We start from the raw sequence: 12247 nt of genomic DNA, 5'->3' as shown, positions 1-12247 counted from the left end.
CCACTATCAAAGAAGCCTTCCGCTATGGAATTGCGCGCGGTATATTCTCCAATGAAGCCGGACTGGGAAGTACTCCCCATGCCCATGCTATTGCCCGCGTTAACCATCCGGCTGAACAGGGCTTAGTGGCTATGGCAGGAGTCTTTATTGATACAATAATAGTATGTACTATAACTGCTCTGATTATATTGATGAGTGGAGCTGATTACACTCAAGCTACCGGCGCAGTCCTTGCACAAATGGCTTTTGCCAAAAGTTTCGGTACCTGGATAGGGCCCAAGCTTATGGTAGTCATGCTTTTCTGCTTCGCTTATTCCACCCTCTTGGCATGGTATTACTTTGCAGAAGCTAACATCCGCTTCCTGTTCGGCGCTAAACCTATAAATATATTCAAAATAATCGTACTGTGCCTTATTGCTTTTGGATCTACTCTAGAAGTAAAGCTGGTTTGGGAGCTAGCCGATTTCTTCAACGGTTTAATGATTATTCCCAACCTGATAGGAGTACTCGGGCTTTCAGCAGTAGTCCTGGCTACATTTAAAGAATTTGAAAAAGATATCTTTCCGCAAATGATTCGTAAAGCTGAATAAACATTAAGCTCCTGCCTTCATCCTGCTGGCAGGAGCTTAATCTTCACTAGTTCAGACGGTTAGACCTCCTCCAAATCTTCATCTTTTCCGCCTCTTTAATCAATTCATCCCTAAACCGGGGGTGGGCAATATTAATAAGAGCTTCTGCCCTTTCCCAGGTGCTCTTTCCTTTCATGTCAGCAACGCCAAATTCGGTAACTATTTTGTGGCTTGCTGTCCTGGGAGTAGTAACTACAGCACCTGGAGTTAAAATAGGTTTTATGCGCGACATAACCTGGCCATCTTTTCCGGTGTAAGTTGAATGCATGCAGATAAAACTTTGTCCCCCTCTTGACTTATAGGCACCTTCAGCAAAATCAAGCTGGCCGCCAGTCCCGCTTATGTGTCTGGTTCCCACACTTTCTGAACATATCTGTCCAAAAAGGTCAACTTCCAGACAGGCATTTATGGAGACAAAATTATCTATACTGGCAATAACTGCAGGGTTATTAACATAATCAACAGAATACGAAGCTATTCCCGGATTATCATCGATAAAAGCATAAAGTTCCTGCGTTCCCAGAGCAAATGACATAACCTGTTTGTATCTATCAATATTCTTATACTTGCCGGTTATTTTACCTGCCTTAGTCATTTCTAAAAATGCATCGACATACATTTCCGTATGCACACCTAAATCTTGCAAATCTGACCTGGCAACCAGGGTTCCTACGGCGTTAGGAATACCGCCTATGCCCAGCTGCAGGCAGCTTCCATCTCTCATCAATCCGATTATATGCTCGGCTATTTTGACATCGATTTCAGTAGGAGGCGCTGGATTTAAGGTAGGAAGGGGAGGATTACTTCCCTCCACCACATAAGTTACCTGGCTTATGTGAATACATTCCTGATTGCCTCCCAGTACCCGGGGCATATTCTGATTAACTTCTAATATAACATATTCTGCATTTTCAATAGCGGCCATAGAAGCTGCAGCTCCCGCTCCAAAGCTAAAATAGCCGTGTTTGTCCATAGGAGCTACCGTAGCCATAAAAATGCGGTTAGGTTTAACATCCTTGCGCGTCATCATAGGACATTCATTAAATTTCATAGGTACATAAAACATTTTACCAGTAGTATCATAATATTTACGATCAAGTCCCGAAAAATGCCAGGAGTGCCACCAGAAATGATTCCCATCAGGATCTGCTTCCAGAGTATAGTGAGGCCATACCCCTAAATCTACTCTTATTTTTACATCAAAAAGTTCATCTTTCCTGGCAGCTAAAGCTTTATCCAGTTCATTAGCTGAAGTTAATCCAAATCCATACTCAATCCAATCCCCTGATTTTACAACTTTAACCGCTTCTTCAGCCGTAACTAACTTGCGCTTATATTCATCCTGCCAGTTCATCTTTTTTCGCCTCCTTGGCTTAAAAAATCTAAACTTAATTACAAAAAATTACATTTTTAACTTTTCATTATAAAAATAAATGGTAGAATAAATTCTACCACAAAAATAAAATTTATAAAACATTATTTTAAAGTACAAAATCGGTAAAAATATTCTATCCCTGACCATATAGTTATGGCTACGGCTCCATACATGCACCACATGCCGACAGGCCAGGATATAAAGGGTGCATATAAGTGTTCCAGCATTATAAGTAAAACGGCCACAATCTGGCTCACCGTTTTCGCCTTCCCCCACTTACTGGCTGGTATTATAACCCCTTCTTCCGCTTTTATCGCTCGAAGCCCGGAAACGGCAAATTCCCTTCCCAGGATTATAATAGCTATCCATCCTGGTATCCTTCCCAGTTCCACCAGGCTTATCAAAGCAGCAGTAATAAGCAGCTTATCGGCCAGCGGATCTAAAATTATGCCCAGCTTGGTAATCTGTTTCCACTTGCGAGCCAGATAGCCATCCAGACTGTCAGTTAAGGCTGCCACGGCAAAAATAAAAGCCGCCAGGTAATCCCCATAGGGAATCCTTATAAGTAAAACTACCACAAATAAAGGTATAAGTACAATGCGCAGTAAAGTCAATACATTAGGGATATTCATGAACATCTTTTCTCCTGTTTTTAATCTTTAACTTCTCTTTTCAAGTTTAGTCAAGAGTTACTCCTATCATATCATATCCTCTAACCCCTTTGAGTATAACCTCCGTAAATTCACCTTGAACCAGACTCTTTTCACTCTTTATAAGGGTTACTCCGTCCACCTCAGGGGCTTGAAAATACCCTCGGCCGGCATAAAGGTTTTTATCCAGCCTGGAGGTTACGAGGATCTTTTCTTTCTTATTAACCCGCGTGATATTCTTCTTACGCGTAATCTTTTTCTGCAGCCGCATTATTTCATCTACTCTTTTCTTTTTTACCTCATCAGGCACCTGTTCCGGCATAGTATAGGCCGCGGTATCTTCCTCCGGATTAAAAGCAAAACATCCCAGCCAATCAAATTCCACTTCTCCTATAAAATCATAAAGTTTTTGGAAATCATCCTCTTTTTCCCCTGGAAAACCTACCATTACCGTAGTCCTCAAGACCAGACCTGGTTTGGCAGCCCGGAGCCTGTCAATTATCTCCTTTAGATAATCCCCATCATGCTGGCGGTTCATTCTTTTTAAAATAGGGGTGGCAAAATGCTGTACAGGGATATCAAGATAAGGTATGACTTTTTCCGTGTTCCCTATCTTATCTATTATTTTCTCATCTATATGCCTTGGATGCAGGTACATTAACCTTATCCACTCCAAACCTTTAAAAGAGGCTAAAATATCTATAACCTGGGGTAAGCGGCTTTCGCCATAAATATCTACACCATAAGCAGCTGTATCCTGGGCTATAATTACCAGCTCTTTTACCCCTTTATCCTCTACTAAAATGCGGGCTTCCTCTTCAATATCCTTAAGGCTCTTGCTGCGCAAATTACCCCTTATAAGAGGTATAGCACAATACGAACACCGATTATTACAGCCCTCGGCTATTTTAAGATAGGCTGTCCCCGGCGGAGTAGTTAAAAACCGGTCTCCCTTTTCTATAAAAAATTCCGTTGGGGGCATAACCTCAATAATCCTTTTTTTCTCACCTGAGGTCAACATTTTTACAACTTCATCAATCCTCAGAAAAGATGAGATGCCAACAACTGCATCAAGTTCCGGCATCTCATCTAAAAGCTCTTGCCCATACCGCTGAGCCAAACATCCGGTGGCTATTATATACTTTATTATCCCTTCTTCTTTCAAACTCCCCATTTCAATTATTGTTTCGATAGCCTCTTCCTTGGCATCATTTATAAAACCACAGGTATTTATAATTACCATATCTGCTCTTGCGGCTTCGTTGACTATCCTGTATCCTTTTTTCTTTAAAATAGCTATCATTATTTCCGTATCAATAGTATTCTTCGGACAACCCAAACTTATAAACCCTATATTCACGCTGTTTCTACCCCTGCTTCTCTTTTTTTTCGTCTTTACCTATTTCTCTGGTAAAAGTCTTATCCACAACCTGTCCTACTTCTCCTAAAACGCCAATCTTCTCACCATTGAAAGTTACATCAATACCTCCGGCATTGCCGGCCTTGACATATATCTCCTCTTGTCCGTCAAACACCTTTTTTTCTCCCGGCTTAATAATGCCGGTAAAGGCCTCGTTTCCATCTACCTTAACACTTAACCAGCAATTCTGGCGCGCTTCAATCGCCAGATTAACCCCGTTATAAACCGGCTTTGCTTTTTCCGCCTCTTTCACTTCCGGTAATGGGGGCTCTTTCTTCTCTTCTTTTTCCACTACCGGCGGAGGTAAAACCGGCTCCCTTTCTTCGGTCGCCTTTTGGGCAAAATAACCTACCAGAAAATTACCCAGCCAGATAACCAGCACCAGAAATGCCAATCCTAAAAAAACATTGCTCCAGGGTAATTTACTTACATCAAATCTTGGCCCTTCTTCTTTTTTCTCTTCTTGCCAAAAATCTTCTTCCTCTTTTTCACCAGCATAAGCCAAAGCCTTGAACTCTCTTACCAGTTCCTCCTCATCCAGCCCTAGAGTCTTGGCATAACGGCGTACAAAACCTACCGCATAAACCCTGGGAGGTAAGATGCTAAAATTTTCATTTTCCAGCGCTTCCAGATAAGATTTGCGGATTTTGGTTTCTTCTTCTACCATTTCCAAAGTCAGACCTTTTTTTTCCCGGGCCTCCTTAAGCTTGGCACCTACTCCCATCTCTTTACACCCCTATACTTCTGTAATGATTAAACAATCTCATGCCGCTCATAGAGCTCTTCCAGCTGCTTGCGGTCAATCAGAACTTCCCGTTTTTTATTGTTATCAGGTTCAGAAACAATTCCTCTTTCTTCCATCATATCCACTAGTCTGGCCGCCCGCGAATATCCTATGCGCAGCCTTCGCTGCAGCAAAGAAACTGAAGCCCTTCCGCTTTCCACAAAAATCCTTACCGCTTCCCAGAAGAGCTCATCCTCCAATTCCATCTGCTGCGAAGATAAAACTAGATCGATTTCCTCTTCTTTTTCCACCTTTTCTTCCTTATTATTCTCCTTAATAAATTCGACAGTAGCCTCTATATCGCGATCGGAAACATAGGCTCCCTGTACCCGTACCGGTTTATTGGCTCCCATAGGCAAAAACAGCATATCTCCCCGGCCCAAAAGCTTTTCTGCTCCACTGCAGTCGAGGATAGTACGGGAATCAGCCTGGGAAGAAACGGCAAATGCGATACGTGAAGGAATGTTGGCCTTAATAACCCCCGTAACCACATCAACCGAAGGACGCTGGGTAGCCACAATAAGATGCATACCAGCAGCTCTTGCCATCTGAGCCAGCCGGCAAATAGCATCCTCTACTTCCACGGGTGCCACCATCATCAAATCAGCCAGCTCATCTATTATTATAACAATAAAAGGCAGTTTTTCTTCCGCTACCTGATTATATCTATTTATATCCCTTACCCCGTACTCAGAAAAAAGCTTGTACCTTTTCTCCATTTCCGTAACCATCCAGCGCAGTATCAAAGCTGCCTTCTTGGGATCAGTTACAACCGGGGTAAGAAGATGGGGAATACCGTTATAAACAGTAAGTTCCACCATTTTAGGATCTATAAATACAAATTTCACTTCATCTGGAGCAGCATTATACAAAAAACTCATAATTATACAGTTCAAACAAACACTTTTGCCTGAACCGGTAGACCCGGCAATCAGGAGGTGGGGCATATCACTAAGTTTAACGGCTACCGTATTTCCGGCAATATCTTCCCCCAGGGCAAAAGCTAAAGGACTCTGGAGTCTTTTAAAAACAGGCGAAAGAAGCAAACTCTTAAGCCCTACACTCCTTATTTTACTATTCGGTACCTCTATACCAATAGCAGATTTTCCAGGTATAGGAGCTTCTATTCTAATCCCGGGAGCAGCCAGATTAAGCTGCAAATCATCAGTAAGACTCAATATCTTGCTCACCTTCACTCCCGGAGCAGGCGTAACTTCATAGCGGGTAACTGCCGGGCCACAGCTCACCTGGTTAACTTTTACATTTATGCCAAAATTGGCAAAGGTTTCTTCGATGATCGCTATACTGTGTTTTATATTCTTTTTATCAATAGTACGCTCTTCGCTTAAATTGCTTAACAAATCTAGAGGAGGTTTTTGATATTTTTTTTCTTTTTCCGCCCCAGCAGCAATTAAAGATACATGGTCAGCACCCAATTTATTTTCCATTTCCCGCTCATCATCTCTGCTGTTATTTTCAAAGTTATGAGCAGAAGCCAGTATTTTAACCGCCGCCTCCCCTTTTTCCTCTTTCACTTCCTCATTTTGTAAAAAGATTGCAGATTCATCTTTAGATATTTTACTCTCCTTAATTCTATCCGCTTTTTTATCCGGTTTTTTATTCTCTTTTCTACCTTTTCCTTCCTTATCCTCTACTTCTACTTCTTCAAATAAGAAATCAGCTATTTTAAAAGCAGCCTTTAAACTCCAGCTTTTTATCGCATACACTATATCTGCCAGCGGGCGGTTTACTATCATAACTAATCCCATCACCATACCCGCCCCGGTAAAAATGAGGGTGCCAATTTTCCCTACCAGCTTTATACTTAAATAGGCCAGGGCTCCTCCTATATGTCCTCCACCCATACTCTGTTTCCCAGCCTCCAGAGGATCTAAGCCAGCAGGAATATTATGTACCGAAATAATTAGCAACAAGGAAATAAAGACCAGGCTTATCCCCCACATGTGGATTGACCATTTTTGGCCAGTAACTCCTATATGTATCGACCAGGCCAGGAGATAAAAAGCAACCAGCAGAGAAGCTTCTCCCAAAGCCTTTTCTAAAAACCTGTTCAGATAAATCCCTATAATCCCTATAAACTGGTTATCCTCCGGCAATCCCTGGGCTTTGCTCAAACAAATATATATAAATACAGCTAAAACTAAAAGCAAAACGGTAAGTATTTCATTGCTTACCACATCTAGATAAGACGATATTTTATCTTCCTTAACCTCTTTAAACCTTTTTATTGCTTTTTTTTTAGTTTTCGTCCCGTTTTTTACCCCCATTTTAATATTCACTCCAAAATATATAAATAGACAAAAAATTTTCACTTCTTTGCCTAGTACATTCTATTTACATTAAATTTTTTCCTTCTTTAATTAAAAAATTTTAAGCCTGTTAACCAGCAAAATACAAGATTAAAGACAACAAAGCTACTCCCCAGCAATAATAAGAAAATACGGAAAGCCTGCCTCCCCTAACCAGGCGTAATACTACCTTAATCGCTAAATAACCAAAGATGATAGATGACAAAAATCCGACTCCATAAGGAATTAAATCTATAGTTTCTCCTTTAAAAGGCAAATCTTTAAGCTGTAATAACCCGGCTCCTAAAATAACCGGGATGGAAAGCAAAAAAGAAAACCTGGCAGCAAAATCACGATCTAGTCCAGCAAAAAGTCCAGCCGCAATAGTAGAGCCTGAACGTGATACTCCTGGCAAAATTGCTAATGCCTGCATTATACCGATAAAAAAAGCATCCTTAAAAGAAGTTTCTTCTGCCTGTTTAATAAGAATCCTATTATTAGCATAGTTTTCGGATATTTTGAGTATAGCACCGGTAAAAATAAGTCCTATTCCTACTACCAGAAGCGATTCAAAAGCCATAGCCACATAATCTTCCAGAAAATACCCTGCCAATCCAGCCGGTATTATGCCGACAAGAATAAGAAAAGTAAGCTTATCGAAAGGTTTTTTCAGTATGGAAACTATATCCTCCCAGAAGGCAATAAAAACAGCAATTAGAGTACCTATATGTAAAAGCACATCAAAAGCCAGAGGGACATCTTTTAAACCGAACAAATGCTGAAAAAGAACCAGATGCCCGGAACTGCTAATCGGCAAAAACTCAGTTAATCCCTGTACCATACCTAAAATAAAAGCTTCAAAGGAAGTCAAGAAAATTCCTCCTCCTATTATTTGGTCATACCTTTAAAAGTATATCATAAAGCCCAAATAAAAATTATAAAAATTTAACGCTATCAGAGTAAAAAGTTGTGCCAGGCATAAAATCTTACTAAAATTGTAAACAATATAATTTAAAGCACCTCTTCATGGGCGAAGGGTGCTTTTAAATCTCTTAAATAACTATTTTCATATCTAATATGCTTCCGGGCTGATACTTAGGTTCCATATAATCCATAGGGTCAGTGCTGTTTATTGATAAAACCCTTATTCTGCCCTGTCCATAAGGTTCAGCAGTAATAATTCCCCCGGAGGCCAGCTTTATAGTCATGATTTCCGCCATTTCTTTATTGTACAGCTCCATCGGTTCCGGCACATATATTATCACTGCAGAAAGCCTCCCTCCTTTTTTTTAGCTTTAAGTTCATTAAGTTTTTTGATCGCATCGCGGATACCGCCTACTTCATCAATAAGACCACATTCTACCGCATCTTTTCCTACCAGAACTGTTCCTATATCCCTTGCCAATTCGCCGGTTCTAAACATCAATTCTCTCAACTTGGCTTCAGTTATATTAGAGTGCTGTACGATAAACCTTATTACCCGGTCCTGCATTTTATCCAGATACTCATAAGTTTGGGGCACCCCTATTACCAATCCCGTCAAGCGTATAGGATGAATCGTCATAGTAGCGGAAGGAGCAATAAAGGAATAATCGGCACTTACTGCTATACTAGATCCAATCGAATGTCCCCCTCCCAGAACTATAGAAACACTAGGTTTAGAAAGGCTGGCAATCATCTCGGATAAAGCAAGCCCTGCTTCAACATCTCCCCCCACCGTATTTAAAACAATAAGCAGTCCCTTTATATTAGGGTTTTCTTCTACAGCTACCAGCTGGGGTATTACATGTTCGTATTTGGTAGTTTTATTTTGCGGCGGCAAGACCATATGTCCCTCTATTTGCCCACTGATAGTTAAACAGTGGATATCGCTCCTGAAATCAGGTACCTGAGTCTGGCCCAGTTCCTTGATATTATCAAGCCTCTGTTCACTGCTATTTTCCGGTTCTCTATTTTCATGTTCTTCATTTTCCGGCCCCGATAAAAAGCGTTTCAAGGTAACAACCCCTTTCATCAGTTTTAGTGCTTACATTTATAATTACCCCGAAACAGAATAATATACTCTCCATAAAGCCCTGCTTATAAAATTTCCCCACAAAAAAACCTGACCTCACGGTCAGGCTCCTCTGGTTATTCTTGTATGCGATAAAAACGTTTTTCCCAGTCTACCTTCTTGTAAAAAATAATCGTCATAATCACCACCAGCAGAGGGAGCAAAGTCAAAAGTCGGGGATGGTTAACAAAAGCTCCTATTCCAGCTCCCAAACCGCTGAAAAGTATAGAAGGTATAAGCAGCCCTAAAGCTGTAGCCCCCAAAAACTTGCTTACTTTTATCTCACTAACAGCAGCAACTATATTGACAACAGCAATAGGTATAAACGGAATATTATGCGATATGATTATAAAACTTATCAGCAACTTATCTTTCAACTGAGTCTTGATATTATAACGGGCCAAAAGTTTAGCCGTCAGGCGATTTAACCTGAAAAAACGGTAAACATAAAAAGCTAGCAAACAGCCTAAAACCACACTTATCCAGGACAAAAAAACCCCTTCCGCAAAACCAAACCAAAAACCACATACCCCAGCCAGTACCGCAAAAGGCATAACCGGGACATGACACTGTATAATTATAAAAATTAAAACAGCTATTATACCTAAATACCCATAATTCTGAACCAGCTGCAGATAAAAATTCAAATCATGCATATATTTTCACCTTAAACTTCTCACCATTTTTTCACTTTAATAGTGCTTATCATCAGTAGCGATAAAACAATCATAAAAACCGCGGTCAGAGCATAAGAAAATTCTTGGTCAATCAGTACAAACAAAGCTGCCAGAAAACCAGCCAGGGTAATAGGAATACCTACAAAATAACCGCTTATATTAAGCACATTAAATCTGGCCAGCCGATAAGCCCCGCAGATTACAAACAATATCGTTATAACCATACTTAAGATCCCCTTATTGTCAGCTGCCAAAATGCTGCTGTAAATTAAAACGGCCGGAGCCACTCCAAAAGATACTAAATCACATAATGAGTCCAACTCTTTACCTAATTCTGAAACAATATTAAGTTTCCGCGCTACCTTACCATCTATTCCATCCAGAAAAGCCGCTATCAAAATCATAACTGCTGCTGAAGTATATTGCCCGTTTATAGCATAAATTATTGACAAAACTCCAAAAACGGCATTTAACAAAGTTAAAAAATGGGCACAAGAATTAATCACAAAACTCGGCAATTACAGTTTCCCCCCCTCTGACCTTCTGCCCTTCTTTAACTAGTATACGGGCAGTACAAGGCAAATATACTTCAGTACAGGATCCAAACCTTATAAGCCCAAATCTTTCCCCGGTTTTAAAAACATCTCCTACTTTAGCCCGGTTAACAATCCTGCGGGCCACCAATCCGGTAATTTGAGCTACCACTACCTTCCCCCACCTGGTTTCCAAAACCGTATAACTTCTTACATTGAGATCTCCAGCTTCTTTCTTGTAAGCAGGCAAAAATAAACCTCCTTCATTCTTTAGCTCTACAACTTTTCCGCTTACGGGAATACGGTTCACATGTACATCAAAAAGGCTTAAAAAAATACTTATCTTAACTGCTTTATCCTTTATAAATCTGCCTTCATACACTTCTGCTACCGACATAACTACGCCATCAGCAGGAGAAACAACTATATTCTCCTTAAAGACATAATCCCTCTCGGGATCACGAAAAAAGAAAAGACAAAAAAACAGCAAAACCAGAGGTAAAACTGCCCAATAAAAACCAGCTGTTAGCCAAACTATCACTACTGCCAGGGCGAAAAAAATAATAAAAGGTAATCCTTCTACGGCAATATACCTGATTCTCATCCTTATCTCCTCTTGAATAAAGTATGGTAAATAAATATTATATATAGTAATTTTACCTTACAATTACGCTTTATGTAACTATAGAAAATACAAGAAAAATAAACTATTTAATTTATACCAAAAAATAATTAAAATCCCTGCTCCTTAAGCAGGGATTTTAAAGACACATGCCAGGCATTTCATACCATCTCTTCTATTTTATCTACTTATTCACCTTAAACGGTGTCCCATAACGATTAAGGTGAACAAAACTTTCCAGCTCCTTGCGGGGAGGAGCTTTTCCTTCCTGAGCGGGATAACCTACAGGAATTAATTCCAGAGACTTGACATCTGGCGGCAGTCCTAAAAGTTCATCCACCTTCTTATGATCCATCGCCCCTACATGCACCGTACCTAAACCCAGGTCATGAGCAGCCAGGCACAGGTTCTGGCAGGCAATCCCTCCATCAAACATATACCAGTCACCTTTGTCGGTTAGAGCTTCTCCCTTCTTATAACCCGACAGACCTACCTTACAGCACACAGCTATAACTACTGGAGCCTCCAGCATCCCCTTGCGAGCCGGATTATTGGATGATAAACAATCAGCCAGTTTTTCCTTTAAAACCTGGTCTTTTACCACCACCACTTCCCAGGGCTGAGTATTGGCCCAGGAAGGAGCCCAGCGAATAGCCTCCAAAAGCTCAATCAAAACCTCATCACTAATCGGCTGGTCAGTAAACCTCCTTATACTGCGCCTGGTCTTAATACACTCTCTCGTTTCCAAAAAAATCCCCCCTTTTTATAAAGTACTCATTCCGGGATAGTTTTCCAATTAAATTTTATAGCAGACACGGTGGTAATACAATGTTAACTGCCGTTATATAATAAACTCAAATTTCGCAGTTTAAAACAGGCATCAAAGCCCTAATGTATGCTGGTTGACCAGCAATCCAATATCGAACTTGACACAAAATTTCTGCGTATAAATCCTGGGAAATTTTTTTGCGCAGTTCGGCAATAAAAAGCAAAAGATACCGTATGGCGGTCTGGTAGTCAATATCCTGTACCTCATCGCAGAACAAGGCGTTTTTTATTGTCAACAACAATTTTTTTGCTCAGTTACCCCCGATTTATTGCTGTTTGAGCAGGGCTTTCTGGGTGCGAAACTTGAGTAATAAATTTTACGGCTTTTTCCTTGCTCATATCCTCACCTATCCATAAAAACCATCTT

Annotated in this window: 14 protein-coding genes; 1 reads left to right on the top strand and 13 read right to left on the bottom strand. The window is 40.5% G+C overall.

Annotated features, from left to right (window positions below; genetic code table 11):
* The coding region (locus BUB92_RS10070) for an alanine:cation symporter family protein (RefSeq protein ID WP_143156933.1) at positions 1-590 on the top strand (590 nt) is incomplete at its 5' end.
* Positions 591-636: 46 nt separating this feature from the next.
* Here the strand turns inward: BUB92_RS10070 and BUB92_RS10065 are convergent.
* From BUB92_RS10065 to BUB92_RS11405, 13 genes are all read right to left on the bottom strand, one after another.
* Entirely contained in the window at positions 637-1983 is a 1347-nt protein-coding gene (locus BUB92_RS10065; protein WP_073093380.1) for an acetyl-CoA hydrolase/transferase family protein, read from the bottom strand.
* Positions 1984-2105: 122 nt separating this feature from the next.
* A complete protein-coding gene (pgsA, locus tag BUB92_RS10060) occupies positions 2106-2636 on the bottom strand; it encodes a CDP-diacylglycerol--glycerol-3-phosphate 3-phosphatidyltransferase (protein WP_073093376.1) in 531 nt (176 codons plus the stop codon).
* A gap of 46 nt (positions 2637-2682) precedes the next feature.
* Positions 2683-4014 carry a 30S ribosomal protein S12 methylthiotransferase RimO gene (rimO, locus tag BUB92_RS10055; RefSeq protein ID WP_073093374.1) on the bottom strand — a complete coding sequence of 444 codons (1332 nt, stop codon included), beginning with the start codon at positions 4012-4014 and terminating at the stop codon, positions 2683-2685.
* 7 nt (positions 4015-4021) lie between these two features.
* Positions 4022-4798 carry a RodZ domain-containing protein gene (locus BUB92_RS10050; RefSeq protein ID WP_073093372.1) on the bottom strand — a complete coding sequence of 259 codons (777 nt, stop codon included), beginning with the start codon at positions 4796-4798 and terminating at the stop codon, positions 4022-4024.
* Positions 4799-4827: 29 nt separating this feature from the next.
* Positions 4828-7146 (bottom strand): FtsK/SpoIIIE family DNA translocase, encoded by a 2319-nt coding sequence (locus tag BUB92_RS11955; protein ID WP_084728464.1) that lies wholly within the window; start codon positions 7144-7146, stop codon positions 4828-4830.
* 112 nt (positions 7147-7258) lie between these two features.
* Positions 7259-8038: an undecaprenyl-diphosphatase UppP gene (gene uppP / locus BUB92_RS10040; protein WP_084728463.1), complete on the bottom strand. Its 780-nt coding sequence runs from the start codon at positions 8036-8038 to the stop codon at positions 7259-7261.
* Between the two features lie 181 nt (positions 8039-8219).
* A complete protein-coding gene (locus BUB92_RS10035) occupies positions 8220-8432 on the bottom strand; it encodes a YlzJ-like family protein (protein ID WP_073093370.1) in 213 nt (70 codons plus the stop codon).
* Positions 8429-9181, bottom strand: a complete 753-nt coding sequence (locus BUB92_RS10030) for a ClpP family protease (RefSeq protein WP_084728462.1) — start codon at positions 9179-9181, stop codon at positions 8429-8431. The genes BUB92_RS10035 and BUB92_RS10030 overlap by 4 nt, the downstream gene beginning before the upstream one ends.
* A gap of 116 nt (positions 9182-9297) precedes the next feature.
* Entirely contained in the window at positions 9298-9876 is a 579-nt protein-coding gene (locus tag BUB92_RS10025) for a TVP38/TMEM64 family protein (RefSeq protein ID WP_073093367.1), read from the bottom strand.
* Between the two features lie 20 nt (positions 9877-9896).
* The gene (gene pssA, locus BUB92_RS10020; RefSeq protein ID WP_073093364.1) at positions 9897-10415 is read right to left on the bottom strand and encodes a CDP-diacylglycerol--serine O-phosphatidyltransferase; all 519 of its coding nucleotides are present in this window, start codon (positions 10413-10415) and stop codon (positions 9897-9899) included.
* The gene (locus BUB92_RS10015) at positions 10396-11034 is read right to left on the bottom strand and encodes a phosphatidylserine decarboxylase family protein (RefSeq protein WP_073093362.1); all 639 of its coding nucleotides are present in this window, start codon (positions 11032-11034) and stop codon (positions 10396-10398) included. Before BUB92_RS10015 ends, pssA begins: the two co-directional genes overlap by 20 nt.
* A 202-nt stretch (positions 11035-11236) precedes the next feature.
* Positions 11237-11800: a nitroreductase family protein gene (locus BUB92_RS10010; protein ID WP_073093361.1), complete on the bottom strand. Its 564-nt coding sequence runs from the start codon at positions 11798-11800 to the stop codon at positions 11237-11239.
* Positions 11801-11906: 106 nt separating this feature from the next.
* Entirely contained in the window at positions 11907-12116 is a 210-nt protein-coding gene (locus BUB92_RS11405; protein WP_143156926.1) for a hypothetical protein, read from the bottom strand.
* Between the last annotated feature and the right edge of the window lie 131 nt (positions 12117-12247).

It is taken from the genome of Thermosyntropha lipolytica DSM 11003 (assembly GCF_900129805.1).
GTDB classification, from domain to species: Bacteria; Bacillota; Syntrophomonadia; order Syntrophomonadales; family Syntrophomonadaceae; genus Thermosyntropha; species Thermosyntropha lipolytica.
The sequence above is the reverse complement of the archived record's forward strand: the minus strand, read 5'-3'. Positions and strand labels throughout refer to the sequence as shown.

Excerpts from the sequence above, each read along its gene's own strand:
- BUB92_RS11955 (WP_084728464.1), bottom strand. The coding sequence starts at position 7,146 with ATGGGGGTAAAAAACGGGACGAAAACTAAAAAAAAAGCAATAAAAAGG.
- BUB92_RS10015 (WP_073093362.1), bottom strand. The coding sequence starts at position 11,034 with ATGAGAATCAGGTATATTGCCGTAGAAGGATTACCTTTTATTATTTTT.
- BUB92_RS10025 (WP_073093367.1), bottom strand. The coding sequence starts at position 9,876 with ATGCATGATTTGAATTTTTATCTGCAGCTGGTTCAGAATTATGGGTAT.
- BUB92_RS10030 (WP_084728462.1), bottom strand. The coding sequence starts at position 9,181 with ATGAAAGGGGTTGTTACCTTGAAACGCTTTTTATCGGGGCCGGAAAAT.
- BUB92_RS10065 (WP_073093380.1), bottom strand. The coding sequence starts at position 1,983 with ATGAACTGGCAGGATGAATATAAGCGCAAGTTAGTTACGGCTGAAGAA.
- BUB92_RS10050 (WP_073093372.1), bottom strand. The coding sequence starts at position 4,798 with ATGGGAGTAGGTGCCAAGCTTAAGGAGGCCCGGGAAAAAAAAGGTCTG.
- pgsA (WP_073093376.1), bottom strand. The coding sequence starts at position 2,636 with ATGAATATCCCTAATGTATTGACTTTACTGCGCATTGTACTTATACCT.